This is a genomic window from Streptomyces speibonae (assembly GCF_984686075.1).
The window spans coordinates 7,674,163-7,700,687 of sequence record NZ_OZ480260.1 but is presented as its reverse complement, the minus strand read 5'-3'; the positions used below and the strand labels follow the sequence as shown (position 1 = coordinate 7,700,687).

Here is a 26,525-nt window from a genome sequence, read left to right as displayed (position 1 = left end):
CGGCGTCCGGGCGCTCGGGCGACGCCCACCGGGGCTACCCGGCCCGCCGCTGCCGCTCGTGGTGACGGGCCACCCGGGCACGGTTGCCGCAGGAGGGCTTGCACCACTCCTGGCGGGGGTGGTCCTTCAGGAAGTAGCGCACACAGCGAGGGGCGTGGCAGGCGCGCAGCCGCTCCCGGTCGGGGCCGGTGAGGAAGCCGATGGCGGCCTGGGCGAGGACGGCGGCCGGGTCGTCCGCGCGGTCCGGCACGGGCCGCCGCCGCAGTACGGGGTCGCCACCCTCGTCCCAGGTCAGGATGGGCACGGTGGGGGTGCGGGCGGCGGCCTCGTTCAGCCGGCGCAGCGCCTCGGGGACGGACAGCAGGCGGGTCGCGTCCGCCGGGCTCGGCCGTGCGGGCCGGACGGCGTGGGCGAAGAGGGCGCGCAGGGCGGTGCGCACGTCGCGGACGGCGGCGAGGCAGCCGTCGTAAGCGAGGAGGCGCTCCGCGCCGGGGAGTGTGTCGCGGTGGGCCTGGACCCAGGCGCTGAGGGCGGCGGGATCGGTCAGGTCGTCGGCGACGCCGCCGTCGCCGTCGTGGCGGATGGTGAGGGCGAGGTCCAGCGCGAGCCGGGTGTCCCTGGTGGTCGAGTCCCGCATGCGGTCGATGATAGGGACCGCGCCCCGGCCGGTGGACCGGGTACGTGGGGCTGGGCTTCGGGCGGCGTGAAGCGAGGCTTCGGGCTACGCCTCCTCCGGAGGGCCCTGCGGCACCACGGCCACCGGGCTCCCGGCGTGGAGCAGGACCGCCTGGGTGACCGAACCCATCATGCGCGCGGGTGCCAGCAGCCGGCGGCGGTGCCGGCCCACGACGACCAACTGCGCCTCCCGCGAGGCCTCGACCAGGTGACCGGCCGCGTCCCCCGGGAGCACGTCGGTCTCGGTGGCGACCTCCGGGTGCCGTTCCCGGTGTGCGGTCAGGAGGCCCTCGGCCAGGACACGGGTCTCGTGCTCGACGGCGTCCTGGTCGATGTCCGCCGGCGGCATCTCCCCCGGCAGCAGCCAGGTCTGCAGCGGCCACGGGTACGCGGTGACGATCCGCAGCCGGGCCCCGCGCAGAGCGGCCTCGGCGAAGGCGAAGGCGAGCGTGGCCTCGTCGGGGCTGTCGGACTTCAGGCCGACGACCACCGTCCCGCCGGACCGGGACGGCGCGCCGCCGTCGTCCTTGGGGCGGGGCACCACCACGACGGGGCATTCGGCGTCGCGTGCCGCCGCGAGCGAATTGGAGCCGAGTAGCAGACTGGCGAACCCTCCGCGGCCGCGGGAGCCCAGCACCAGCAGCCGCGCCGCCGCCCCCATCTCCGGCAGCAGTGCGCCGGGCGCGCCCTCCAGCGTGACGTACTCGACGTCCGGGAGGGCGGCGTGCAGTTCCATGTGGCGGCGGACCTGGTCGAGGACCGGGTCCTCCTCGGGTGCGGGCGGCCCGGCGGCCAGCACCTGGGACCGCGTCCACTGCGTGTACTGGCGTACGTGCACGATCCGCAGCGGGGCCTCGCGCCGGCGGGCGGCGTCGAGGGCCCAGTCCAGGGCGTGCAGACTCTCCTGCGAACCGTCGACCGCCGCGACGACCGGCTGGGTGCTCATGGTTCCTCGCTTCCGGGAATACGCTCTTCTGCCTTCCCCGGGCCAGCCTTACTCAGGCAGGGCCCGGCGACGGCTCTTCGGCTCGCGTGTCCGGAAATTCGCCGGGAACACTCCTCGGGGGCGGGCGGGCCGTGACACGGCGACGGCACCGCTCACGTCAGGTCGAACTCGCCCTCCCGGGCTCCCGACACGAACGCGCCCCACTCGGCGGGGGTGAAGATCAGGGAAGGGCTCTCCGGGCGGCCACTGTTGCGCATGGCGATGAATCCCTCCACGAAGGCGATCTGGACATCGCCCAGGCCTCGGCTGCTGGACTGCCACTGTGCGTTGCTCAGGTCCAGGTCCGGCTTGTCCCAGCCCATGAGGGGGCGCTGCTGGGTGGTGCTCTCGGCCACGTCCGTGCTCCTCCCGGTTTCGTCGTCCGCGGTCAGCCTAGCGACCGGGTCCGGTGCCCGACAGGCCGCGGGAGAAGTACCGGTGGGTCCCGGGCCGTCCCGGCGGGCGGAGGGGCGGCGGTCCCGGTGGACGGGTGAAAGAGGCGGGGCCCGGGTTGAACCCCGCGCGGCCGGCGTCCGTACTGGTGGGGGCAGGCCCGCTCGGCGGGTCCTGTTCGCCATGCCATCGCAGTACCGCACGGAAGGACCCCCCGGGTGTCGCTCTTCACTCGCCCCCGCCGGACGACGGACACCACCGAGGGCGAAGCGGACCGGGACCCCGGTCCGGCGAAGGCCGAGGCGGCCGAGGCGGCCAACGAGGCCGAGGAAGCCAACAAGGCAGCCGGCAGCACACCGGACGCCGCGCCGCCGGGCTGGTTCGGCTGGCGCCGGCGCTGGCCCCGTACCGCCCGCGGGGTGACCGTCGGGGTCACCGTGCTCGCCGGGGTGCTGGTGGTGGGCGCGCTGCTCCTGCCGAACCAACTGGACCGACTGAACGTCACCGCGTTCCTGCGGCTGCCCTCCGAGGGCATCCTCCTCGCCGCGCTGCTGCTGGCGCTGCCGCCGCGGCCGCGGCGGATCACGGCGGTGGTGGCGGGGCTGCTGCTGGGCCTGATCACCGTGCTGAAACTCGTGGACATGGGCTTCTACCAGGTGCTGGCCCGGCCCTTCGACCTGGTGCTGGACTGGATCCTGCTCGACGACGCCACCAGCTTCGTCCGGGAGTCGTTCGGACGCGCCGGACAGGTGCTCGCCGTGATCGGCGTGATCGTGCTCTTCCTGGCGGTGCTGGTGCTCATGACCCTGGCGACGGTCCGGCTGACCGGTCTGATGGTCCGCCACCGTCCCGTCGCCACCCGCACCACCCTGGTCCTGGGCGTGGCGTGGATGACCTGCGTGACGCTGGGTGTGCAGCACTCCGGTCTGCCGGTCGCGGCCAAGGTCGACGCGGACATCGTGGGGAACCGGGTGGAGCAGGTGCGCGCGGGGCTGCGCGACGCGCGGGTCTTCGAGAAGCAGGCCGCCGTCGACGCCTTCGCCCGGACGCCGCCGGACCAGCTGCTCACCGGGCTGCGCGGCAAGGACGTGCTGTTCACGTTCATCGAGAGCTACGGCCGGGTGGCGATCGACGACCCGGCGATGGCGGAGCCGATCGACGCGGCCCTGAAGGACGGCACCCAGCGGCTGCAGGACGCCGGTTTCGCCTCCCGCAGCGGCTGGCTGAAGTCGCCGGTGACGGGCGCGGGCAGCTGGCTGGCCCACTCGACGTTCCTGTCCGGGCTGTGGATCAAGAACCAGCAGCGCTACCGCAGCCTCACCACCAGTGACCGCATGACCCTGACCAAGTACTTCCGCAAGACGGGCGACTGGCGCACCGTCGGAATCGTGCCCGGGGTGCGGCGGGCCTGGCCGGAGGGCAAGTTCTTCGGCCTCGACCACATCTACGACTCCGAGCATCTCGGCTACCACGGCCCGTACTTCAGCTGGACCCCGGTGCCGGACCAGTTCTCGCTGGAGGCCTTCGAGCGACTGGAGCACGGCAGGAAGGACCGCGAGCCGATCATGGCGGAGATCATTCTGGCCTCCAGCCACAATCCCTGGTCGCCGATCGCACGCATGATCGACTGGGAGGACCTCGGTGACGGTTCGGTCTTCCACGGGATCAAGAAGGAGGGCAAGGACCCGAAGGAGGTCTGGAAGGACCCCGAGAAGGTGCGCACCGAGTACCGGCGGGCCATCGAGTACTCGCTGCGGAGTCTGACCGAGTGGGTCGAGCGGTACGGCGACGAGGACACGGTGCTGGTGTTCCTCGGCGACCATCAGCCGGTGCCGACGGTGCTGGCGGGGAGCACGAACAAGGATGTGCCGGTGACGATCGTCGCGAAGGATCCGAAGGTGCTGGAGCGGGTCGAGGGGTGGGGGTGGACGGACGGGCTCAAGCCGGCGGCGGGCGCTCCGCGCTGGGGCATGGACAAGTTCCGCGACCGCTTCATGACGGCGTACGGCCCGGCGGGCGGCTGAGGGGGTATTGCGCCCCCGCCGCCCCTTCCCTTCCCGTCCCTGGGGGCTGCGCCCCAGGGACGGGAAGGGAAGGGGCGGCGGGGGCGAGAAACGGATGTCGGGCTCTTGCCCCGGGCGGCTTCGGGTGGCTTACTGCGTTCGTGACGTGCGAGGGAGGCGGGAGCGCCATGATGGACGCGGGCGAACGGCTCGGCCGAGAGGAACTCCGCGCCCTCCAGCTCGAACGCCTGCGCAGCACCCTCCGCCACGCCTACGCCAACGTGCCGCACTACCGCACCGCCTTCGACAAGGCCGGCGTCCACCCGGACGACTGCCGCTCCCTGTCCGACCTGGCACACTTCCCGTTCACCACCAAGGCGGACCTGCGCGAGAACTACCCGTACGGCATGTTCGCCGTACCCCGCGACCGCATCCGCCGCCTGCACGCCTCCAGCGGCACCACCGGACGCCCCACCGTCGTCGGCTACACGGAGGCTGACCTGTCGATGTGGGCCGAGATGGTGGCCCGCTCGATCCGCGCGGCAGGCGGCCGGCCCGGGGACACGGTGCACGTGGCGTACGGCTACGGCCTGTTCACCGGCGGCCTGGGCGCGCACTACGGCGCGGAGCGGCTCGGCTGCACGGTGATCCCGGCGTCCGGCGGCATGACGTCCCGGCAGGTGACGCTGATCCAGGACCTGGAGCCCTCGGTCGTCATGGTGACACCGTCCTACATGCTCACCCTGCTCGACGAGTTCGAGCGGCAGGGCATCGATCCGCGCTCCACGTCGCTGCACGTGGGGATCTTCGGCGCGGAGCCGTGGACCGAGGGGATGCGCCAGGAGATCGAGGAGCGCTGCGCGATCGACGCCGTGGACATCTACGGGCTGTCGGAGGTGATCGGCCCGGGCGTGGCGCAGGAGTGCGTGGAGACCAAGGACGGCTTGCACATCTGGGAAGATCACTTTCTTCCGGAAGTCGTCGACCCGCTCACCGGTGAGGTCCTCCCGGAGGGCGAGCGGGGTGAGCTGGTCTTCACCTCGCTCACCAAGGAGGCAATGCCCGTCGTGCGGTACCGGACGCGGGATCTGACCCGGCTGCTGCCGGGCACCGCCCGGGTGTTCCGGCGGATGGAGAAGGTCACCGGGCGCAGCGACGACATGGTGATCCTGCGCGGGGTGAACCTCTTCCCCACGCAGATCGAGGAGATCGTGCTGCGCACCCCGGGCGTGGCCCCCCACTTCCAGCTCCGGCTGACCACCGAGGGCCGCCTGGACGCGCTCACCGTGCGCGCGGAGGCCCGCCCGGACGCGGACGCGGCGACGCGGGACGCGGCCGCGCAGTCGATCGTGGCGGCCGTGAAGGACGGCATCGGGGTCTCGGCGGACGTGGAGATCGTCGCCCCGGAGACGCTGGAGCGTTCCGTGGGCAAGATCCGGCGGATCGTGGATCTGCGGGAGCGGCGCGCCTGAACGCGAGGGCCCGTCAGCAGGCCCGTTGACCGTCGGCCACGATCCGCTCGACCGCGGCCGTCACCAGACGCTCCCGTTCCTCGGGGGTGAAGACGTCCGGCAGGGTGAGCTGTTCGACGATCAGCCAGTTCAGTGCGAGATAGAGGAGCTTGACCGCCGTCGCGTCGCCGGGGAGGCCGGACGCCTCGTGATAGGCGACGTTCGCCTCCACATCCGCGCGCACCCGTTCGGTGAGCACCGTGCGCAACGCCGGCCGGCGGGTGGCCTCAAGGCGCAGTTCGAGCAGGGCGAGGTAGCCGGTGCGGAACGAGGCGATACGGCCGACCAGTTCGCGCATCAGCGCGGCGTAGACCTCGCGGTCGTGCCCGGCGGCCCGCTGCCGGGCGATGGTCTCCTCGTCCGGCTGGAGCCGTTCGTAGACCCGGGCGCCGGCCTGGGTGAGCAGGTCGTCGCGCGAGCTGAAGTAGTTCGACGCGGTGCCCACGGGCACGGCGGCCTCGGTGTCGACCGCGCGGAAGGTCAGTCCCCGGGCGCCGTCACGGGCCAGTACCTCGATCGCCGCGTCCACCAGCGCGGCCCGCCGCTGCTCGTTCCGTCGTACCACTGCCTCACTCCCGCCTCGCCGTACACCACCACACCACTTCACCCAGAGTACTGCGTCCGGAGTCGTCAGCCTTCAGCCTCGGGGGACGCCCCCGGGTCGCGCACGCCCCATTGACACATCCCGCACCTGACAGGAAAGTTTCACTCCGCGCGACGTTTCCCGAAAAATTCTTTCAGCCCCGCATGCGGGGTCACGACACGGGAGGACCTCATGACGGAGGCAGGGGCGAGCGGCATCACCCGGGTCAACTGGGCCGGGGCACGGTGGCGTTGGGCGGGGCGCTGGCCTTCGCCCCTCTTCCGGCCGCCCCCGCCCCGGCCGCCGGTACGGCGCACGGCGGCGCCCGGACCCTGCGGCACGGCTCCGCCCGGCGCGCCGGGCTGCTCTCCGCGCCGCTGCGTCAACTCGTCACCGACGCCGAGGCGTTCCTCGGCCCGTCGCCCACCCACCCCTGGTACGCGGGGGCCGTGCTGCTGGCCGGACGCGGCGACACGGTGGCGCTGCACCGCCCCATCGGCATGGCGGTCCGCTACCGGGCGTACGACGAGGAGACCGACACCGGCGTCGAGTTCCCGCCGGACCGGCAGCTCCCCATGCGCGCGGACACCGTCTTCGACCTGGCCTCGGTGTCGAAGCTGTTCACCTCCGTCCTCGCCGTGCAGCAGATCGAGCGGGGCCGGCTGGAGCTGGCGGCGCCCGTCGCGTCGTATCTGCCGGACTTCGCCCGTGCGGGCAAGCAGGACATGACGATCCGCCAGCTGCTCACCCACACCTCGGGGTTCCGCGCCTGGATCCCGCTGTACGAGGCGCCCACGTACGAGGAGAGGATCCGGCTCCTCCTCGACGAGGCGCCGGTCGATGCGCCCGGGACCGCGTACCGCTACTCGGACCTGAACCTGATCTCGCTGCAGCTGGTCCTGGAGCGGATCACCGGCCGCACGCTGGACGTCCTCCTGCACGAGGGGATCACCGGCCCGCTGGGCATGCGCAGCACCCGCTACAACCCTTCCGCCTCCTGGAAGCCGCGGATCGCGGCCACGGAGGACGCCCGCCGGCCGTGGTCCGGCCTCGACCGGGGGCTGGTGTGGGGCGAGGTGCACGACGAGAACGCGTTCAGCCTCGGCGGCGTCGCGGGGCACGCCGGGGTGTTCTCGGACGCGTGGGACCTGGCGGTCCTCGGCCGTACGCTGCTCAACGGCGGCGTGTACGGCCGGCGGCGGATCCTCACGCCGGAGTCGGTGGAGCTGATGTTCACCGACTTCAACACCGCTTTCCCCGGGGACGAGCACGGGCTGGGCTTCGAGCTCTACCAGCACTGGTACATGGGCGCGATGGCCACCCCGCGCACGGCGGGCCACACCGGCTTCACCGGCACCTGTCTGGTGCTCGACCCGACCACCGACTCGTTCCTCGTAGTGCTGGGCAACTCCGTCCATCCCGTGCGCAGCTGGCGTTCCGGGTCCGCTCCGCGCGTGGCCGCCGCCAACCAGCTGGCCCGCGCGGTGCCGGTGCGGCCGGTCCGGGGCCGTACGGCGTGGTTCTCCGGGACGGCGGGCTCCGCGACGGCGACCCTCGCCCTGCCCGCGCTGGACACCTCCTCCGGCGCGGCCCGCCTGCACTGCTCGCTGTGGTGGGACACCGAGCCGCGGGCCGACGTCCTGGTCCTGGAAGCCTCCGCGGACGGCGGCACGAGCTGGCAGCCGGTGCCGTTCACCACCCGGCGCCGGGGCACGGATCCGCAGCCGCATCCCTCGGGCTCGGTCACCGGCTGGTCCGGACGGGTCTGGCACGACGTCACCGCCGCCCTGCCCGCCGCGCGGGGCCTCACCCTGCGCTGGCGGTACACCACGGACCGGCTGTACGTCGGGCGCGGCGCCTATGCCGACGCGCTGCGGGTCGAGGCGCCCGGCGGCCGGCTCTTCGACGAGGCGCGCCGGGCGGACGCGGCACGGATCCGGGCGGAGGGCTGGACCCGGTCGGCCGACTGAGCCCGCGGGTCGACTGAGCCCGCAGGTCGACTGAGCCCGCGGGTCAGTCGCCGGCCTCCAGGACCGCCATCGCCGCGTTATGGCCCGGCACTCCGCTCACGCCGCCGCCCCGCACGGCGCCCGCCCCGCACAGCAGGACGTTGGGGTGCGGGGTCTCCACGCCCCAGCGGCCGGTGCCCTCCTGGGCGTGGGGCCAGGACAGTTCACGGTGGAAGATGTTGCCGCCGGGCAGCCCGAGATCGCGTTCCAGGTCCAGCGGGGACCTGGCCTCCAGGCACGGGCGTCCTTCGGCGTCGGTGGCCAGGCAGTCGGCGAGGGGCTCGGCGAGATGGGCGTCGAGCTGGGCGAGGGTCGACTTCAGCAGCTCCTCGCGTACGGCGTCGTTGTCCCGCTCGAACAGCTGGGCGGGGGTGTGCAGTCCGAACAGGGTGAGCGTGTGGCAGCCGCGGGCGGCCAGGTCCGGGCCGAGGATCGTCGGGTCGGTGAGCGAGTGGCAGTAGATCTCCGACGGCGGTGCGGCGGGCAGCTCGCCGGCGGCGGCCTGGGCGTGCGCGGCGGCCAGCTGGCCGTACCCCTCGGCGATGTGGAAGGTGCCGGCGAACGCCTCACGCGGGTCGACGTCGGGGTCGCGCAGCCGGGGCAGCCGCTCGAGCAGCATGTTCACCTTGAGCTGGGCGCCCTCGGCCGAGGGCGGCGGGGTGCCGTCGGTGAGGGCGGCGAGTTCCTGCGGGGAGGCGTTGACCAGGACGTGCCGTGCGGTGGCGACGCCCTCGCCGGCGGCGGTGCGGTGGGTGACCTCGGCCGTGCGGCCGTCGGTGTCGATGCGCACGGCGCGGTGGCCCGTGGCGATGACCGCGCCGGCGGCGCGGGCGGCGCCCGCGAGCGCGTCGGTGAGGGCGCCCATGCCGCCGACGGGTACGTCCCAGGCGCCGGTGCCGCCGCCGATGACGTGGTAGAGGAAGCAGCGGTTCTGCTTGAGGGAGGGGTCGTGGGCGTCGGCGAAGGTGCCGATGAGGGCGTCGGTGAGGACGACACCGCGCACCAGGTCGTCCGCGAAGGTCCGTTCCACGGCGACGCCGATGGGCTCCTCGAAGAGAGTCCGCCATGCCTCGTCGTCGTCGACCGCGCGCCGCAGCTCCTCGCGGGTGGGCAGCGGTTCGGTGAGGGTGGGGAAGACGCGCTCTGCGACGCGGCCGGTCATGTCGTAGAAGCGCTGCCAGGCCCGGTACTCGTCGTCGGAGCCGGTGAGCCGGGCGAACGCCTCGCGGGTGCGCTGTTCGCCTCCGCCGACGAGCAGCCCGGTGGGCCGTCCGCCGCGTTCGGTGGGGGTGTACGAGGAGATGGTGCGGGTGCTGAGCCGGAAGTCCAGCCCCAGATCCTTGACGATCTTCCGGGGCAGCAGGCTGACCAGGTACGAGTACCGGGACAGCCGTGCGTCGACTCCGGCGAACGGGCGGGTGGAGACCGCCGCCCCGCCGGTGTGGTCAAGACGCTCCAGCACCAGCACGGAGCGCCCGGCCCGGGCGAGGTAGGCGGCGGCGACGAGGCCGTTGTGGCCCCCGCCGACGATGACGGCGTCGTACGTCCCAGATCCCACGGATGCGGTCATGGTTCTTCGTAACACGCGAAGATCCGCACCGGCCAGACGCGGGCCGGTCAGTCCAGGGTGACCAGGAACTCCGTGCAGGCCCGTGCGCAGGCGCGGCACGCCGCGGCCGTCTCCTCCGCCCCCGGGTGGCCGTCGAACGCATGGGCGCTCTCCAGGCACACCTGCCGGCACCACTCCACCTGGATCCTGAGGGTCGCCTCGTCCACCTGGTTCTGCTCGGACAGCATGCGGCAGGTCGCGTCGCAGACCTCCGCGCACATGATGCCCTTGCGTCGTACGCGTTCCTGGTTCTCGGTCCCGTCCGGGTCCACCAGGCCGGCCCGCGTCGCGCATGCCCGTGCGCACTCGGTGCAGGCCTGGGCACAGGCGAACCGGTCCTCCAGGAACCGGAACAGCTCCTTCTGCGATGTCGTCGTCACACCGCGCGGGTAGCCGCCGCCGCGGCGGTCAAACGCGGGCGGCGGCAGGCGTACGACGACGGGGTGCGCGTCCCGCGGCGCGGCGGGCCGGGTTCGTGCCGGGGTCCGGGGGTACCCGCGAGCCATGATGAACACCTCATGGATGGAGACGGCCGGCCTCGCGGCGGGCCGTGGTGCCCTGGGCGCCGGGCTGGCGGTCGCGGCGGTGGTGGTGCTGGCCCTGCTGATCGGCATGTTCGCCCTCGGCAGCCGCCGGGTCAGGAACGACAGGACGCGCAGGCCCCGGCCCGAGGAGCAGCCGCGGGTGCCCGAGGGCGGCCCGGTCCACGAGGTACGGGAGCGGCGTGAGCCGGGCGAGGTGCCCCGGGGCGACGAGCGTCTCACCCCGCACGACCTGAACGGCGGGGGCACGGCCGGGTCGCAGGAGCGGCCCCGTTGGGACGAGGGCGGCGGCGGGGCGTTCGGCAGCGGCGGACCGGGCGGCCACTGAGCCCGTCCCGGACCCACCGACAGGCGTTGGCGCCGCCACCCCCTCGCTCCGTCGTACAGGGGAGTGAAAACCATGGCGGATCCCGCCCGCAACACCCTGCCGCTGCCCGACTACCACCAACTGCCCCTCGGCGGCCTGGAGAGGAGGATCCGCTCGCAGACAGCGGGTGAGGTCGAGGAGCTGCTGTCCTACGAGCGGTCGCACGCCGACCGGCTCCCGGCGACCGAGGTGCTGACAGCCCGGCTGGAGCAACTGCGCGCGGGCGCCGAGCCGACGTCCGGCGCCCCGGACGCGGTACGCCCCGAGCAGAGCACTGGCCGGGGCGGATTTCCGTTCTCGCCCGCCACCTCACCGGAGCCGTCCAGTCCGCCGCCGCACGGCACCCCGGGCCAGCGGGGCAAGCCGGGGGGCGACCGCACGTAGCCATCCACCGGGCGCCCTTCGGGGGCGGGGCGTGGGCCCACCCGTCATCGCACGCGGACGTGGCCGCGCGGCCCGCCCCTTCGTGTGAGCGCCGGCACGGCGGAGTGCGGGAGCTCACGGGGCTGGGCTGATGCCGGCCGCACCGGGAGCGGGCCAAGGGCGATGACGGCCTGCTGACGGACTACCGCGCCGGGCTGCCGCACGTGGCGCGCCGTCGGCCCGACCGGCGGACATCGTGGTAAGGCCCCGGAGGCGCACGCCCGGTCGCGGTCGGCGGCGCGCGCCTCGCCGACCGCCACGCGGTCAGCCGTCCGGGCCGGGTCGGCCACCGGACGGGCGGCCTTGTCTCCTCGCCGTCGGTGTGCGCCGTCCGCGGTCCCGCCTCCGGGCGTCGCGGGCGGCGTCCTGGTCGAACTCGACGCGTCCCGGTCCTACCGTGGAGGCATGGATGCCGGCGCGGTGACGCTGTTCCTGTGCGGTGACGTCATGCTCGGGCGTGGGGTCGATCAGATCCTTCCGCATCCGGGTGACCCCGCATTGCGGGAGGAGTACATCCGCGACGCCCGCGACTACGTGGGGCTCGTGGAAGCCGTCAGCGGAACCGTTCCCCGCCCGGTGCCGTTCTCGTGGCCGTGGAGCGACGCCCTGCGGGTGCTCGACGAGGCCGCGCCGGACGTGCGGATCGTGAATCTGGAGACGTCCGTCACCCGCAGTGACGCCTTCGCGCCCGGCAAGGCCGTGCACTACCGGATGCACCCGGCCAACGTGCCCGCGCTCACGGTGGCACGTCCGGACGTGTGCGTCCTGGCCAACAACCACGTGCTGGACTTCGGCCGCCCTGGGCTCGCCGAGACGCTGGCCGTGCTGGACGGGGCCGGCCTGAGGACCGCGGGCGCCGGCCGGGACACCGACGCGGCCCGCGCCCCGGCCGTCGTCCCCTCCGGAAGCGGCCGGGTGCTGGTGTTCGCGCTGGGGACGATGTCGAGCGGCATCCCGCCGAGCTGGGCGGCGACGGGCGACCGGTCCGGCGTGGCGTACCTCGCGGAGCCGTCGGCGGCGGCCGCCGAGGAGATCGCCCGGCGGGTACGGCGGGCGAAGGGTCCCGCGGACCTCGCGGTGGTGTCCGTGCACTGGGGGTCGAACTGGGGACACCGCGTCCCGCCGCGGCACGTCCGCTTCGCCCACGCTCTCGTGGACGGCGGGGTCGACGTCGTCCACGGCCACTCCTCGCACCACCCCCGCCCCGTCGAGGTGTACCGGGACCGCCTCGTCCTGTACGGCTGCGGCGACTTCGTCGACGACTACGAGGGCATCTTGGGCTACGAGGAGTTCCGCGACGAGCTGCGGCTCGCGTATCTGCCGACGCTCGACGCCGGCACCGGGCGCCTGACCGGGCTGCGGATGGCGCCGTTCAGGGCGCGGCGGATGCGGCTCGAACCCGCCGCGCCGGAGGAGCGGGCCTGGCTGCGGGAGACCCTCGAACGGATCAGCGGTGTGGACGTCGCCCTGGACGCCGACGGCACCCTCGCCCTCGCCCTCGCCGGGCGGTGACCGTTTCGGCCGGTTCCGGCGGGGGCACCCGTGCCCGGCCGAGCCAGGAGGAGGTCCCGTATGACGGACGACATCGTGCGCGCGGCCGGGCACGCCGATCCGCCGCCGCGCATGGGCTTCTTCACCGACACGTCGGTGTGCATCGGCTGCAAGGCGTGCGAGGTGGCCTGCAAGGAGTGGAACGCGATCCCGGAGGACGGCCTCGACCTCACCGGCATGTCCTACGACAACACCCAGGCCCTGGGCGCGAGCACCTGGCGGCACGTCGCGTTCATCGAGCAGCGCGCGCCCGCCCCCGCCGCGGTGCCGGGTGCCGCCGGCATGGAGGACGTCGACGTCTTCGACGCCGCCCGCGGCCTCGCCGACTCCCCCGGGGCCTCCCCCGACGGCGGGGAGATGCGCTGGCTGATGTCGTCCGACGTGTGCAAGCACTGCACCCACGCCGCCTGCCTCGACGTGTGCCCGACGGGCTCGCTGTTCCGTACCGAGTTCGGCTCCGTCGTCGTGCAGGAGGACATCTGCAACGGCTGCGGCTACTGCGTGTCCGCCTGCCCGTACGGGGTCATCGAGCGGCGGCCCGAGGACGGACGCGCCTGGAAGTGCACCCTGTGCTACGACCGGCTCGGCGCCGGCATGGAACCGGCCTGCGCCAAGGCCTGCCCCACCGAGTCCATCCAGTTCGGCCCGCTGGAGGAACTGCGGGAGCGCGCGGCGGACCGGGTGCGGCAGTTGCACGCGGCCGGGGCCGGCAGCGCCCGTCTGTACGGCGAGGACCCGGGCGACGGCGTCGGCGGCGACGGCGCGTTCTTCCTGCTGCTGGACGAGCCGGAGGTGTACGGACTGCCGCCCGACCCGGTCGTCACGACCCGCGATCTGCCGGACATGTGGCGGCACGCGGCGGCGGCCGCCGTCTCGCTCGCGGCGCTGGCCGTCGCCGGGTTCGCCGGGAGGCGGCGATGAGCGGGGTGCCCCGGGACGGGACCCCGGACGCCGGGCACTCCGGGCGCCGCCGTCGCCGCCGGGGGCGCGGTGAGCGGGCCATGGTCCCGGACGCCGAGTTCGCGTCGTACTACGGCAGGCCGGTGCTGAAGCGGCCGGAGTGGAAGCCGCTGGACGTCGCGGGCTATCTCTGGATGGGCGGGCTGGCCGGGGCGTCGTCGCTGCTGGCCGCCGGCGCGCAGGTCACCGCGCGGCCCGCGCTGGCCCGCACGGCGAAACTGGGGGCGGCGGGAGCGGTCTCGCTGTCGCTGGCGGCGCTCGTGCACGACCTGGGCCGCCCCGGGCGCTTCCTCTACATGCTCCGCGTCTTCAAGCCGACGTCGCCGATGAGCGTGGGTTCGTGGCTGCTGGCCGGCTACGCGCCGCTCACGATGGCCGCGGCCGCCGCCGACGTCGCGGGCCGGTACCGGATGGTGGGTGCCGCCGCGACCGCCTCCGCGGCCGCCCTGGGCCCGGCGGTGGCGACGTACACCGCCGTGCTGATCTGCGACACCGCCGTGCCGTCGTGGCACGAGGGGTACCGCGAGATGCCGTTCGCCTTCGCCGGTTCGGGGGCCACCGCGGCGGCCGGTCTGGCCCTGGCCGCGGTACCGCCGGAGCAGACCGGTCCGGCCCGCCGCGCGGCCGTCCTGGGCGCGGTGCTCGAACTGGGCGCCTTCCGGCTGATGAAGCGGAACCTGGGGCTCGCGGCCGAGGCGTACGAGCGGGGCCGGCCGCGGACCTGGCTGCGCGCGGCGGAGGTGCTCACGGCCGGCGGCGCCGCGCTGGCGGCCGGTGCGGGCCGCCACCGGGCGCTCGGCGCGCTCGCCGGTACGGCCCTGCTGGCCGGGTCCGCGGCCCTGCGGCTCGGGGTGTTCCACGCCGGCGTGGCCTCGGCCGAGGACCCCCGGTACACGGTCGTACCGCAGCGGGAGCGGCTGACGGCCCGGGAACGGACCGCGGATCCGCGGTCCCGCTGATTGACGCGCGCGGTTCTGGGTACTCCGCCGGGGCCGAGCGCGCGCAGTGCGGAAAGGGCAGGCGTCATGGGCGTACGCACGTGGATCGAATCCTGGCCGGTCTACCGCCAGCTCACCGGGAGCGACCCGCTGGGCCGCGGTGCCGCCGCGAAGAGCGGGCCGACCGAGCGGCTGACGCCCCGGGTCGCCTCGGCGGACCGGGTCGTGAAGTCGGTCTGCCCGTACTGCGCCGTCGGCTGCGGCCAGAACGTGTACGTGGAGGACGGGCGCGTCACCCAGATCGAGGGCGACCCCGACTCCCCCATCTCGCGCGGCCGGCTGTGTCCCAAGGGCTCGGCCAGCCTGCAGCTGACCACCGGAGGCGCGCGCGAGCACCGCGTGCTGTACCGGCGTCCGCACGGCACCGAGTGGGAGCGCCTCGACCTCGGCACGGCGATGGACATGATCGCCGACCGGGTGATCGAGGCCCGCCGGGCGGGCTGGCAGTGGGAGGTCGACCAGGCCCGCACCCGGCGCACCCTCGGCATCGCGAGCCTCGGCGGGGCCACGCTGGACAACGAGGAGAACTACCTCATCAAGAAGCTGTTCACCGCCCTCGGCGCCGTCCAGATCGAGAACCAGGCCCGTATTTGACACTCCTCCACCGTTCCCGGTCTGGGAACCTCGTTCGGCCGCGGCGGCGCGACCACCTTCCAGCAGGATCTGCAGAACTCCGACTGCATCGTCATCCAGGGCTCGAACATGGCCGAGTGCCATCCGGTCGGGTTCCAGTGGGTGATGGAGGCCAAGGCCCGTGGGGCGAAGGTGGTCCACGTCGACCCCCGGTTCACCCGCACCAGCGCGATGGCGGACGTGCACGTACCGCTGCGGGCCGGTTCGGACATCGCCTTCCTCGGCGGGATCATCAACCACGTCCTGAGCACGGACGCGTACTTCCGTGACTACGTGGTCGCCTACACCAACGGGCCGGTGATCCTGCGGGAGGACTTCCGGGACACCGAGGACCTGGACGGCGTGTTCTCCGGGCTCGACCCCGACAGCCGCAGCTACGACCCGGCCACCTGGCAGTACCGGGGCGTCGACGTGCAGCCGGCCTCCGGGCAGCGGGACCGGCAGTTCGACCGGCTCAACGAGTCCGAGGACGTCACGGAGGCGGCGCGCGGCGAGTCCCACGGCTCCGGCGGCCCCACGATCCCCGAGGGCGAGCCGGAACGCGACGAGACGATGACCCATCCCCGCTGCGTCTTCCAGGTCCTCAAGCGGCACTACGCCCGCTACACGCCCGAGGTGGTCGAGCGGGTCTGCGGGGTCCCGCAGGAGACGTTCCGCCAGGTGTGCGAGCTGGTCACGGAGAACTCCGGACGGGACCGCACCACCGCCTTCGCCTATGCGGTCGGCTGGACCCAGCACACGGTCGGGGTGCAGTACATCCGCGCGGCGTCCGTGCTGCAGAGCCTGCTCGGCAACATCGGCCGGCCCGGCGGAGGCATCCTCGCGCTGCGCGGGCACGCCTCCATCCAGGGCTCGACGGACATTCCCACCCTGTTCAACCTGCTGCCGGGCTACATCCCGATGCCGCACGCCCACCAGCACCAGGATCTGGACGCGTTCGTGCGGGCGGACGCCGCGCCCAAGGGCTACTGGGGCAACATGAGCGCCTACCTGGTCAGTCTGCTCAAGGCGTACTGGGGCGACGCGGCGCGCGCGGAGAACGGCTTCTGCTTCGACTACCTGCCGCGGCTGACCGGCTCCCACTCCACGTACGAGACGGTCATGGCCCAGCTGGACGGCACCTGCAAGGGCTACTTCCTCATGGGCGAGAACCCGGCGGTCGGCTCCGCCAACGCCAAACTGCAGCGCCTGGGCATGGCCGCCCTGGACTGGCTCGTCGTACGGGACTTCTCCCTCATCGAGTCGGCCACCTGGTGGAAGGACGGCCCCGAGATCGACACGGGTGAGCTGCGCACCGAGGACATCGGCACGGAGGTGTTCTTCCTGCCGGCCGCCGCGCACACCGAGAAGGACGGCAGCTTCACCAACACCCAGCGGCTGCTGCAGTGGCACCACCAGGCGGTGCCGCCGCCCGGCGAGGCGCGCAGCGATCTGTGGTTCACCTACCACCTGGGGCGGATCATCCGGGAGAAGCTCGCCGCGTCCACCGATCCGATGGACCGGCCGCTGCTCGACCTGACCTGGGACTACCCGACGGCCGGTGACCTCGACGAACCGGACGCCGAGGCGGTGCTGGCCGAGATCAACGGCCGTGACGCGCAGGGCGCCCCGCTGTCGGGCTACGACCAGCTGGCGGACGACGGCTCCACCTCCTGCGGCTGCTGGATCTACTGCGGGGTGCGGGCCGACGGCGTCAACCAGGCCGACCGGCGCACCCCGGGCGGGGAGCAGAACTGGGTCGCGCCCGCCTGGGGCTGGGCCTGGCCCGCCAACCGCCGGGTGCTGTACAACCGGGCCTCGGCGGACCCGGACGGCAGGCCGTGGAGCGCCCGCAAAGCGCTGGTGTGGTGGGACGCCGAGCGGGGCGAGTGGACCGGGCACGACGTGCCCGACTTCAAGAAGGACAAGTCGCCCGGTCATGTGCCGCCCGAGGGCGCGACCGGCCCGGAGGCGCTGTCCGGGACCGACGCGTTCATCATGCAGGCCGACGGCAAGGCGTGGCTGTACGTGCCTGCGGGCCTCACCGACGGCCCGCTGCCGACGCACTACGAGCCGCAGGACTCGCCGTTCCCGAACCTGCTGTACGGCCGTCAGCGCAATCCCGTACGGCATCTGCTGCCGCCGCACCCGGACAACCGCTACCAGCCCAGCGCGGGCGAGCCGGGGACGGAGGTGTTCCCGTACGTCGCCACGACCTACCGGCTGACGGAGCATCACACGGCCGGCGGCATGTCGCGCTGGCAGCCCTATCTGGCGGAGCTTCAGCCGGAGTTCTTCTGCGAGGTGTCGCCGGAGCTCGCCGCCGAGCGGGGCCTGACGCACACCGGCTGGGCGACGATCGTCAGCGCCCGCGCGGTGATCGAGGCGCGGGTGCTGGTCACCGACCGCATGGCGACGCTGACGGTGCACGGCCGCCCGCTGCACCAGGTGGGGCTGCCCTACCACTGGGGTCCGAACGGCTACAGCACCGGGGACGCGGCCAACGAGCTGCTGCATCTGTCCCTCGACCCCAACACCCACATCCAGGAGGCGAAGGCGTTCGCCGTGGACATCCGGCCGGGGCGCCGGCCGCGGGGTCCGGCCGCCCGGGAGCTGGTGCTGCGCTACCGGGCGCGGGCGGGCATCGACGCCGGGACGGGCACCGGGCTGTGACGCTCACCTGAGGACGACGGTGTGGGCGCCCTGCGGGACCAGCTCCCCGATCACGGGGGCGCCCGGCACCTCGCCCGCCACCAGCAGCCCGCCCGAGGTCTGGGCGTCGGCGAGCAGCAGCCGGGTGTCCTGGCCGGCGGGGCCGAAGTCGGTGAAGGGGGTCACCCAGTCCAGGTTGCGCCGGGTGCCGCCGCTGACGTAGCCGTCCCGGACCGCTTCGCGGGCTCCGTCGAGGTAGGGCACGGCGGCGGTGTCGAGCATGGCGGTGACGCCGGAGGCGCGGGCGAGTTTGTGCAGATGGCCGAGGAGTCCGAAGCCGGTGACGTCGGTGGCGCAGGTCGCCCCGGCTGCCAGGGCGGCGGCGGAGGCGTCCCGGTTGAGGGACGTCATGGTGGCCACCGCCTGGGCGAAGCGCTCGCCGGTCGCCTTGTGCCGGTTGTTGAGGACGCCCAGCCCGAGTGGTTTGGTGAGCGACAGCGGCATGCCGGGGCGGCCGGTGTCGTTGCGCAGCAGCCGGGCGGGGTCCGCCAGACCGGTGACGGCCATGCCGTACTTGGGCTCCGGGTCGTCCACGCTGTGTCCGCCGCCCACGTGGCAGCCCGCCTCGGTGGCCACGTCCAGCCCGCCGCGCAGCACTTCGCGGGCCAGCTCCATCGGCAGCACCTCGCGGGGCCAGGCCAGGAGGTTGACGGCCAGGACGGGCCGTCCGCCCATCGCGTAGACGTCGGACAGGGCGTTGGCGGCGGCGATGCGGCCCCAGTCGTAGGGGTCGTCGACGACGGGGGTGAAGAAGTCGGCGGTGGACACGACCGCCAGGGGCGCGCCGCCGTCCCGTGCCGGGAGGGCGGCCACCGCCGCGTCGTCCCCCGTGGCCGTCCCCACCAGCAGCGGGGTGTCGCCGCCGGCGGTCGGCGGCGGGGTGAGGCCGGCGAGGACGTCCTCCAGCTCACCGGGCGGGATCTTGCAGGCGCAGCCGCCGCCGTGCGCGAACTGCGTGAGGCGTACGGATGTTCCGGTCGGGGCGTGCATGGGGCTGGCTCCTTGTCGGGTTTCGGGCGGGTGAGCCGGTAGCCTGGCGGGCGGTGGAGGCGTGTGGGTGCCTGGTGGCCCTCCCGGTCTTCAAAACCGAGGTGCCCGAGGATCTCGGGCAGGCGGGTTCGATTCCCGTCCGCCTCCGTTCTCCGCGCCGGCGGCGGGACAGCGCCGGCGCAGCTCGTCCACCCGCTCGGTCAGGCCCCGTGCGTCCAGGAACTCCAGCAGCGGTACGGCGACCCGGCGGGTGGTGTCCAGGGCCCGGCGGGCCTCACTGAGGGTGAACGGCTGCGCAAGAGCGCGCAGGACGGCGACGGCGCGGGCGTCGGCGCCCGGCAGCAGGACGATGCCGTCGGCGATCCGCAGCAGCGCGCCGGCGGTGACCGCGGCGGCCAGTTCCCGGCGGCCGAGCCGCAGTTCGGCCAGCCGTCCGGCCTCCGGGGCGCGGAAGGGTGACGTCTCGAGGTCGGCCCGCAGGGCGTCGACGGCGGCCCGCACCCGCGGCGGGAGCGAGGGCCCCTCCGCTCCGGGGGCGTGCAGCCGCCCGCCGGCGCGGCGCAGCGGCACCGTGCCCGGGGTGCCGGCGAGGGCGTCGACCAGGGCCCGGTCCGGCAGGCCGAGCAGTCGCCGGGCCGCCTCGGTGGGCAGGCCGGGATCGAGCGGGTGGTCCGCCGCGTGGCGCCGGGTCTCGGTGCCGAGGCGGTCCCGCAGCGCCGCCCAGTGCCCGGGATCGGCGAGCCAGTCACCGGCGACGGGCGGCGCGGGGGCGGCGGCGCCCATGGCCTCCAGTTCGGTCCGGCGGACGATGCGGCGCCGTCGCAGTTCGCCGGTGCCGTCCGGACGGCCGGTCATGTCCGCCAGTTCGGCGGCTCGGGCCCGGGCCGCGCCCCGCCGGGTCAGGGGCGGGGGACGGACGTCCAGCACGGTCACCCCGCAGGGGGTGCGGCGCCGCCCGCCGGGCTCCCGCAGCACCGCCCGGTCGCCGATCCTCAGGGGGAGGTCCCGGGCGGCGGTGAGGCGGGCCGTGTCCGCGCCGAGCGGCCGCACGGTCACGGGGACGGCTGCGGTGCCCAGGTGCAGGGTGGTCTCACGGGGGAGGTCGGCGGCGGGCGTGGGGGTGACCCGGACGTCGAACGTGCCGGTGAGCAGCCAGCGGTCGGGCGTCCACAGCACCTGGCCCCGGCCGAGTACGGCGTCGGGGGCGCCGTGGACGTTGACGGCCACCCGTGCCACGCCGCGGACGGCGCAGCGGTCCTGGCGCAGGCATTGCAGTCCGCGCACCCGCAGCGCGGTCGTGCCGTCCCCGGTCGCCAGCCGGTCGCCGGTGCGCAGGGTGCCCGCGGCCAGGGTGCCGGTGACGACCGTCCCGTGACCGCGCACGGTGAACGCCCGGTCGAGCCAGAGCCGTACGTCCGCGTCGGCGGGTGGGACGGGCAGCGCGCCGGCCAGCCGGGCCAGTTCCTTGCGCAGTTGTCCGACGCCCTCGCCCGTCACCGCGCTCACCGCGACGGAGGGCACGGTGCCGAGGGAGGTGGCGGCCATGCGGGCGACGGCGTCGGCGCGCACGGGTTCGGGGTCGGCCAGGTCGCTGCGGGTCACCGCGAGCACGGCGTGACGCACGCCGAGCGCGTCGAGGATCTCCAGGTGCTCCTGCGACTGCTCCTGCCAGCCCTGGTCGGCGGCCACCACGAACAGCACGGCCGGCACCGGTCCGACACCGGCCAGCATGGTGGCGACGAACCGTTCGTGGCCCGGCACGTCGACGAGGGCCAGGTGCTCGCCGTCCGGCGGGTCGAGCCGGGTCCACACGAAGCCGAGGTCCAGGGTCAGGCCCCGGCGCCGCTCCTCCTCGAACCGGTCGGGTTCCATCCCGGTCAGCGCCCTGGCCAGGGCGGACTTCCCGTGGTCGACATGGCCGGCGGTGGCCAGCACCCGCATGCCGCTACCTCCTCTCCACGGCTCGTGCGGCCGCCGCGAGCCGTTCGTCGTCCGCCTCCGGCACGGCCCGCAGGTCGAACAGGCACCGCCCGTCCTCCAGGCGGCCCACCACGGGCACCGGTCCGGTGCGCAGCGGCGGGGCGTACCGCTCGGGCAGCGACAGCGCGGCGCTGGGCAGGGTCACACCGGGTGCTCCGCCGCCGCCGACGGTGGCCTCGCTGGGGACGGCCCGCGCGTCCACGCCGTCGGCGGCCAGCAGGGCCGCGAGCCGTTCGGCGCGCCGCCGCAGCGGTTCCGGTGCGGCGGCGAGCGCCTCGGCGGTCGGGGTCGCGGGGCCGGTCAGGGTGGCCTCCAGGGCGGCCAGCGTCAGTTTGTCCACGCGCAGGGCGCGGGCCAGCGGATGCCGGGACAGGGTGCGGATCAGGTCCTCGCGGCCCAGGAGCAGTCCGCACTGGGGTCCGCCCAGGAGTTTGTCGCCGCTGGCCGTGACGAGCGCCGCGCCCGCCGCCAGCTGGGTGCGGGCGTCGGGTTCCTCGGGCAGGACAGGGTGCGGGGCGAGCAGCCCGGAGCCGATGTCGACGACGACGGGGACACCCAGGGGGGCGAGTTCGGCGACGGTCGCGGCGCGGGTGAACCCGGTGATGCGGAAGTTGGAGGGGTGCACCTTCAGCACGAAGGCGGTGTCCGGGCCGACGGCCTCGGCGTAGTCGGCCGCCGTCGTGCGGTTGGTGGTGCCCACCTCGCGCAGCCGGGCGCCGGTGGAGACCAGCAGGTCGGGCAGGCGGAAGCCGTCGCCGATCTCCACCATCTCGCCCCGGCTGACGACGATCTCCCGGCCGGCGGCGAGCGCGGTGGCGGCCAGGACCAGGGCGGCGGCCCCGTTGTTGACGACGTGCGCGGCCCCTGCGGCCGGTACGGCGGCGCGCAGGGCGGCCAGGGCGGTACGGCCCCGGCGGGCCCGGACGCCGGTGTGCAGGTCGAGTTCGACGTCGGTGGGTCCGGCGGCCTCCTGCACGGCCTGCCGGGCCGCCGCCGACAGCGGGGCGCGGCCGAGGTTGGTGTGCAGCAGCACGCCGGTGGCGTTGATCACCGGCCGCAGTCCGCCGGCCGACGGCGGCAGCAGGGCCACGGCCGTGTCGGCGACCGCGTCCGGCGGGACGGCGCCTTCCCGCGCCCGCTGCTGCGCCCGGTGGACGGCCGCCTTCACCCGCGCCGCGCCCAGCCGGTGAGCCGCCCGGAGCAGCCGCGGATCGCGCAGCACGGCGTCGGTGCGCGGAATCCGCCGTCGTACGTCCGTGTCGACGCCTGCGCCCGTGGGATCCACCCGACTCCTCCGTTCACGCCCGGTTGCCGGCCGGTCCTTCATCGTCCACCAGTGCCCCGGACGGCGAACACGACACGCCGAAGCGCGGCGGGCGACCGGGCGCCGGCGTTCCCGTGGTGGGCCCGGGCATGGTCGCGGCGGCGGAGCACCCGCCGGACGGCGAACGTGGCGGCGAGCGCCCGTTGCGCGGCACGCGCGCGGTCACGGCGGGCGGAGACCGGTGATCGGGGCTCGCGCCGGTGCGCCGCGGATCGCGGTCCGGGTGCGGGCAAGCGGGCCGTTCACCGGGTGGGCGGGGGACGGTGGGCGCAGTACGCTGATCGCATCCGGCCCGCGGGGAGCTGACGATGTGGAAGCGCAGGAAGCACGTACGGCGTCCGGAAACACTCCCGCTGGAGCTGTGCGATCTGTGCGCGCGCACGTTCCCGGCGCAGGAGGCGGTGCGCGGCTATGTCGCGGACTCCTCGTCCGTCCACCCCACCGACGAGCGGCACGACGGTCTGCGCCCGGTCACCGCCTGCGGTGAGGCCCATCTCGAGGCGATCCGCCGGGAGTACCGGTGCCGGCCTTTCGTGGACGAGGAGCTCTGGGCGGGCAAGATCACCCGGGTGCTGACGTCGGGCCCGCCGGCCCTGTCGATGACCCAGCTCGCCTGCCGGACCGGGCTGCACGAGCCCGACATCCGGCGGGCGATCGCCTGGCACAACGCGCGCTGCCGCCGGATGCCGCAGTAGCCGCGTCAGGCGGTGGCCGGGGCCGCCGGGCCGACCAGTTCGGTCAGGACGTCCTCCATGGTCACGAAGCCGATGACCCTGCCGTTCTCCCCCACGGCCGCGGCGAGATGGCTGCCTTCGGCGCGCAGGGCGGTGAGCGTGTCGTCCAGCGGGGTGTCGATGCGCACCCGGGTGATGCGGTGCAGGGCGGTGCGCGGGAAGGGCCGGTCGCGGTCGGCGGCGCCGAGGGTGTCCTTGACGTGCAGATAGCCCAGGACGGTGCCGTCGGGGCCGGTGACCGGGAAGCGGGACAGACCCGCCTCGGCGGCCAGCCTCTCCAGCCGGGCGGGGGTGACGGTGTGGTCGACGGTGCGCATCCGCGGCCCGGGCACGAGGATCTCGCCGACCGGCCTGGTACCGAGTTCCAGCGCGTCCCGCAGCCGCTCGCCGTCGGCGGGGGCGAGCAGGCCGGCCTCGCTGGAGTCGACGACCATCCGGGCGAGCTGGTCGTCGGTGAAGACCGACTCGACCTCGTCCTTGGGCTCGACGCGCAGCAGCCGCAGCAGCACGTTGGCGAAGGCGTTGATGCCGAACACGACCGGCCGCAGCGCCCGGGTCAGCGCGACCAGCGGCGGGCCGAGCAGCAGGGCGCCCGATACGGGCGCGGCCAGCGCGAGGTTCTTGGGCACCATCTCGCCGATCAGCATGTGCAGATAGGTGGCGAGGGTCAGGGCGATGACGAATGCGATGGGGTGCACCAGGCCGTGCGGGACGTGCACCGCCTCGAAGGCGGGCTCCATCAGGTGCGCGATGGCGGGTTCGGCGACGGCGCCGAGCACCAGGGAGGAGACGGTGATGCCGAGCTGGGCGGTGGCCATCATCGCCGACAGGTGTTCCAGCGCCCACAGCGTCATCCGGGCGCGTTTCTCGCCCGCCTGGGCGCGGGGTTCGATCTGGCTGCGGCGCACCGAGATCAGGGCGAACTCCGCGCCGACGAAGAACGCGTTGGTGAGCAGGGTCAGGGCGCCGATGGCGAGCTGCAGGGCGGTCATCGGGCTCCCTCCGTGACGTGGTCGGCCGGGTCGGCGGCCGGTGCGGTGACGCGTATGCGGTCGGCGCGGTGGTGCTCGATCTCCAGCACCTCGAGCCGCCAGCCGTCGAGGTCCACGGCGTCCCCCTTGACGGGGATGCGGGCCAGGCGGGTGGCGATCAGTCCGGCGACGGTCTCGTAGGGGCCGTCCGGCGCGGTGAGCCCGATGCCGGAGAGCCGGTCGAGGCGGACGCTGCCGTCGGCCTCCCACACGCCGCGGCCGTCGTCGGTGGCGGGGGCGGGGGCCAGGTCGGGGACCTCGACGGGGTCGTGCTCGTCGCGGACCTCGCCGACGACCTCCTCGACGATGTCCTCCACGGTGGCCACGCCCGCCGTGCCGCCGTACTCGTCGATGACCACGGCCATGGTGCGGTGCGCGCGCATCCGCTCCAGCAGCCGGTCGGCGGTCAGGGAGTCGGGGACGAGCAGGGGCGGGGTGGTCAGGTCGGTGACGGGCGTGCCGGGCCGCCGCCGCGGTTCCAGGGCGAGCACGTCGCGGATGTGGACGGTGCCGACGACCTCGTCGAGGCTGTCGCGGTAGACGGGGAAGCGGGACAGCCCGGTGGCGTGGCTGAGGGCGGCGGCGTCGGCGGCGGTGGCGTGCACCTCCAGGGCCCGGACGTCGACCCTCGGGGTCATCACGTTCTCGGCGGTGAGTTCGCTCAGGTGCAGGGTGCGGACGAAGAGTTCCGCGGAGTCCGCCTCCAGGGCGCCCTCGGCGGCGGAGCGCCGGGCCAGCGCGCCCAGTTCCTCGGGGGTGCGCGCGGAGGCCAGTTCCTCGGCGGGCTCCAGGCCGAGGCGGCGTACGAACCGGTTCGCGGTGCCGTTCAGATGCCCGATGAAGGGGCCGAAGGCGGCGGTGAACGCGCGCTGCGGTCCGGCGACCACCTTGGCGACGGCGGTCGGCCGGGAGATCGCCCAGTTCTTCGGGACCAGCTCGCCGACCACCATCAGCACGACGGTGGACACCGTCACGCCCAGTACGGTCGCCGCCGTCGGAGCGGCGCCGCCCAGCCCGGCGGCCCGCAGCGGTCCGCGCAGCAGGGCGGCCAGGGACGGCTCGGCGAGCATGCCGATCACCAGGGAGGTGACGGTGATGCCGAGCTGGGCGCCGGACAGCTGGAGCGTCAGATGCCGTACGGCGCGCAGGGCGCTCGCGGCGCCGCGCTCGCCGGCCTCGGCGGCGCGTTCCAGCTCACCGCGCTCGACGGTGGTCAGGGAGAACTCGGCCGCGACGAACACCGCGCAGGCCAGGGTCAGCGCCAGCGCGAGCAGGAGCAGCAGGACCTCGGTCACCGTGCCACCCCCGCTCCCTCACGGGCCGTTCGGCCGGGACGAACGGGGGTGGCACGGCTGCTACTGGGAGGATCACCCATCGGGAGACCGTCGCTCCTTCTCGGACATGTGGACGACTTGTGGTGGGAAAGCAGGATGGCCTGTTCCCACGCCAACTGTAAAGGAGCCGCAAAGTTGTCGTGGTGCCAGGCGGCGTCAGACGATCTCCAGGACCTCCCGCACGGGGCGCCGGGGGGTTGCGGGGCCCGGGGGACCGTAGCCGAGGCGCAGCACCATGTGCACCTGTCCGACGCCCTCGGCCGGGTCGCGGGCCAGCGGGCGCAGCGCGGGCTCTTCGATGGCGTGGGAGGTGAGGGACGTGGCCAGGCCCGCCAGGGTGGCCTCCAGCAGGACGCGTTCGAGGGCCTGCCCGGCGCGCAGCCAGTCGGCGGGGCCGTCGCCGCGGGTGCTGAGCAGGGCCAGGTGCGGGCGGTCCTCGAACGCGGTGGTGCCGCGGCCTGGCACCGTGCGGCGGCCCGCGAAGTCGCGGACGGGTGCCCTGCCGTCCTCCTTGCGGGGGCCGAAGGCGTAGTCGGGGATGCCGTCGACGGCGGTCTCCGCCTCGGCGCCCAGCCGTGTCCAGCGGAGCACGTCCTCGGCGGCGCCGGGGTCCAGGGCGTCCCTGCTCTCCGCGTCGCGGATCAGGTCGAGCAGGCTGTCGGTGTGCCAGGGTCCGGGGAAGAGCAGCTCGGCGCCCTCCCGGGCCGCGGCGTCGCGCAGGGTGTCCCGTACGTCGTCGGGGATGTCCTCGTCGCTGAACGGATGGCGGCTGGTGTGCCGCTCGCGCACGGCGGGGTGCAGCCGGGCCAGTTCCACGTCCGCGGGGCTGTGCGGAAGCGGGGCGGACAGCCGTACGGCGGCGAGCAGCAGCGGGTCGCCGGGCTCGGGCAGGAGGGTGGTCTCCGTGACGAGGTCCGCGTACGCGGCGCCGACCCGCAGGTTGAACAGGGCCGCCCCGCAGCCGATGTGCAGGGCCCGGTTGTCGGGGTCGGAGTGGGGCATGGCCCGTTCGGGATCGGCCCGCAGCAGCACGAGATGCTCGGCGCCGAGGTAGCGGAAGCGCCATGGCTGGGCGTTGTGCATGGACGGTGCCGTGATGGCCTCGGCCACCAGCGTGGTCACCGTGCTGTCGTCGAGTGGTCGCGATGCCATGCCGTCCTCCTCGCGCCCTTCCGGCACCCGGCTCCTCTCGGGCGGGT

The 26,525-nt window shown here is 74.4% G+C and carries 21 protein-coding genes, 1 tRNA gene and 1 pseudogene; 11 read left to right on the top strand and 12 right to left on the bottom strand.

Annotated elements, in window-relative coordinates; all coding sequences use genetic code 11:
• Window positions 1-34: 34 nt before the first annotated feature.
• The 3 genes from AC5L3C_RS34315 to AC5L3C_RS34305 all read right to left on the bottom strand — a co-directional run bounded on the left by AC5L3C_RS34315 (window position 35) and on the right by AC5L3C_RS34305 (window position 2,016).
• Complete coding sequence (locus AC5L3C_RS34315) at window positions 35-637, bottom strand: CGNR zinc finger domain-containing protein (RefSeq protein ID WP_493652992.1); 603 nt, start codon at window positions 635-637, stop codon at window positions 35-37.
• Between the two features lie 84 nt (window positions 638-721).
• On the bottom strand, window positions 722-1,621 hold the full coding sequence (locus tag AC5L3C_RS34310; RefSeq protein ID WP_125509168.1) for a universal stress protein: 900 nt from the start codon (window positions 1,619-1,621) through the stop codon (window positions 722-724).
• Between the two features lie 152 nt (window positions 1,622-1,773).
• Window positions 1,774-2,016: a DUF397 domain-containing protein gene (locus tag AC5L3C_RS34305; RefSeq protein WP_004991796.1), complete on the bottom strand. Its 243-nt coding sequence runs from the start codon at window positions 2,014-2,016 to the stop codon at window positions 1,774-1,776.
• A 255-nt stretch (window positions 2,017-2,271) separates the two neighbouring features.
• Here AC5L3C_RS34305 and AC5L3C_RS34300 point away from each other — a divergent pair, with 255 nt between their 5' ends.
• Window positions 2,272-4,077 (top strand): alkaline phosphatase family protein, encoded by a 1,806-nt coding sequence (locus AC5L3C_RS34300; protein ID WP_493652991.1) that lies wholly within the window; start codon window positions 2,272-2,274, stop codon window positions 4,075-4,077.
• 167 nt (window positions 4,078-4,244) lie between these two features.
• The gene (gene paaK / locus AC5L3C_RS34295; protein WP_493652990.1) at window positions 4,245-5,528 is read left to right on the top strand and encodes a phenylacetate--CoA ligase PaaK; all 1,284 of its coding nucleotides are present in this window, start codon (window positions 4,245-4,247) and stop codon (window positions 5,526-5,528) included.
• Between the two features lie 13 nt (window positions 5,529-5,541).
• Here paaK and AC5L3C_RS34290 read toward each other — a convergent pair whose 3' ends face one another.
• On the bottom strand, window positions 5,542-6,132 hold the full coding sequence (locus tag AC5L3C_RS34290) for a TetR/AcrR family transcriptional regulator (protein WP_493652989.1): 591 nt from the start codon (window positions 6,130-6,132) through the stop codon (window positions 5,542-5,544).
• A gap of 182 nt (window positions 6,133-6,314) precedes the next feature.
• Here AC5L3C_RS34290 and AC5L3C_RS34285 point away from each other — a divergent pair, with 182 nt between their 5' ends.
• Window positions 6,315-8,120 (top strand): serine hydrolase domain-containing protein, encoded by a 1,806-nt coding sequence (locus AC5L3C_RS34285; RefSeq protein ID WP_493652988.1) that lies wholly within the window; start codon window positions 6,315-6,317, stop codon window positions 8,118-8,120.
• A 43-nt stretch (window positions 8,121-8,163) separates the two neighbouring features.
• Here the strand turns inward: AC5L3C_RS34285 and AC5L3C_RS34280 are convergent, their stop codons facing one another.
• A complete protein-coding gene (locus tag AC5L3C_RS34280; RefSeq protein ID WP_493652987.1) occupies window positions 8,164-9,729 on the bottom strand; it encodes a phytoene desaturase family protein in 1,566 nt (521 codons plus the stop codon).
• Between the two features lie 47 nt (window positions 9,730-9,776).
• Window positions 9,777-10,148, bottom strand: coding sequence for a four-helix bundle copper-binding protein (locus tag AC5L3C_RS34275; RefSeq protein ID WP_493654147.1), 372 nt, complete (start codon window positions 10,146-10,148; stop codon window positions 9,777-9,779).
• A 127-nt stretch (window positions 10,149-10,275) separates the two neighbouring features.
• Here AC5L3C_RS34275 and AC5L3C_RS34270 point away from each other — a divergent pair, with 127 nt between their 5' ends.
• From AC5L3C_RS34270 to fdh, 6 genes are all read left to right on the top strand, one after another.
• On the top strand, window positions 10,276-10,638 hold the full coding sequence (locus AC5L3C_RS34270; RefSeq protein ID WP_493654145.1) for a DUF6479 family protein: 363 nt from the start codon (window positions 10,276-10,278) through the stop codon (window positions 10,636-10,638).
• A gap of 72 nt (window positions 10,639-10,710) precedes the next feature.
• Window positions 10,711-11,061 carry a DUF8129 domain-containing protein gene (locus AC5L3C_RS34265; RefSeq protein ID WP_493652986.1) on the top strand — a complete coding sequence of 117 codons (351 nt, stop codon included), beginning with the start codon at window positions 10,711-10,713 and terminating at the stop codon, window positions 11,059-11,061.
• Between the two features lie 444 nt (window positions 11,062-11,505).
• On the top strand, window positions 11,506-12,612 hold the full coding sequence (locus tag AC5L3C_RS34260; protein ID WP_493652985.1) for a CapA family protein: 1,107 nt from the start codon (window positions 11,506-11,508) through the stop codon (window positions 12,610-12,612).
• 60 nt (window positions 12,613-12,672) lie between these two features.
• Window positions 12,673-13,572 (top strand): 4Fe-4S dicluster domain-containing protein, encoded by a 900-nt coding sequence (locus AC5L3C_RS34255; protein WP_125509153.1) that lies wholly within the window; start codon window positions 12,673-12,675, stop codon window positions 13,570-13,572.
• Window positions 13,569-14,570 carry an NrfD/PsrC family molybdoenzyme membrane anchor subunit gene (gene nrfD / locus AC5L3C_RS34250; RefSeq protein WP_493652984.1) on the top strand — a complete coding sequence of 334 codons (1,002 nt, stop codon included), beginning with the start codon at window positions 13,569-13,571 and terminating at the stop codon, window positions 14,568-14,570. Before AC5L3C_RS34255 ends, nrfD begins: the two co-directional genes overlap by 4 nt.
• Before the next feature lie 66 nt (window positions 14,571-14,636).
• Window positions 14,637-17,894, top strand: a complete 3,258-nt coding sequence (gene fdh / locus AC5L3C_RS34245; protein WP_493652983.1) for a formate dehydrogenase — start codon at window positions 14,637-14,639, stop codon at window positions 17,892-17,894.
• A 3-nt stretch (window positions 17,895-17,897) separates the two neighbouring features.
• On the opposite strand, the gene selD is transcribed toward fdh, so the two are convergent.
• A complete protein-coding gene (selD, locus tag AC5L3C_RS34240; RefSeq protein ID WP_493652982.1) occupies window positions 17,898-18,923 on the bottom strand; it encodes a selenide, water dikinase SelD in 1,026 nt (341 codons plus the stop codon).
• A 55-nt stretch (window positions 18,924-18,978) separates the two neighbouring features.
• Here selD and AC5L3C_RS34235 point away from each other — a divergent pair.
• A tRNA-Sec gene (locus AC5L3C_RS34235) sits at window positions 18,979-19,071 on the top strand.
• 38 nt (window positions 19,072-19,109) lie between these two features.
• Here AC5L3C_RS34235 and AC5L3C_RS34230 read toward each other — a convergent pair.
• A pseudogene (locus AC5L3C_RS34230) lies at window positions 19,110-20,864 on the bottom strand (SelB domain-containing protein); the annotation flags it as partial.
• 4 nt (window positions 20,865-20,868) lie between these two features.
• Complete coding sequence (gene selA, locus AC5L3C_RS34225; protein ID WP_493652981.1) at window positions 20,869-22,188, bottom strand: L-seryl-tRNA(Sec) selenium transferase; 1,320 nt, start codon at window positions 22,186-22,188, stop codon at window positions 20,869-20,871.
• 347 nt (window positions 22,189-22,535) lie between these two features.
• On the opposite strand from selA, the gene AC5L3C_RS34220 reads away from it, so the two are divergent.
• The gene (locus tag AC5L3C_RS34220; RefSeq protein WP_493652980.1) at window positions 22,536-22,922 is read left to right on the top strand and encodes a hypothetical protein; all 387 of its coding nucleotides are present in this window, start codon (window positions 22,536-22,538) and stop codon (window positions 22,920-22,922) included.
• Between the two features lie 5 nt (window positions 22,923-22,927).
• Here the strand turns inward: AC5L3C_RS34220 and AC5L3C_RS34215 are convergent, their stop codons facing one another.
• From AC5L3C_RS34215 to AC5L3C_RS34205, 3 genes are all read right to left on the bottom strand, one after another.
• Window positions 22,928-23,953, bottom strand: coding sequence for a hemolysin family protein (locus AC5L3C_RS34215; protein ID WP_125509138.1), 1,026 nt, complete (start codon window positions 23,951-23,953; stop codon window positions 22,928-22,930).
• Window positions 23,950-25,287, bottom strand: a complete 1,338-nt coding sequence (locus AC5L3C_RS34210; protein ID WP_493652979.1) for a hemolysin family protein — start codon at window positions 25,285-25,287, stop codon at window positions 23,950-23,952. The genes AC5L3C_RS34215 and AC5L3C_RS34210 overlap by 4 nt, the downstream gene beginning before the upstream one ends.
• A gap of 195 nt (window positions 25,288-25,482) precedes the next feature.
• Window positions 25,483-26,478: an Acg family FMN-binding oxidoreductase gene (locus tag AC5L3C_RS34205; protein ID WP_493652978.1), complete on the bottom strand. Its 996-nt coding sequence runs from the start codon at window positions 26,476-26,478 to the stop codon at window positions 25,483-25,485.
• Window positions 26,479-26,525 lie beyond the last annotated feature (47 nt).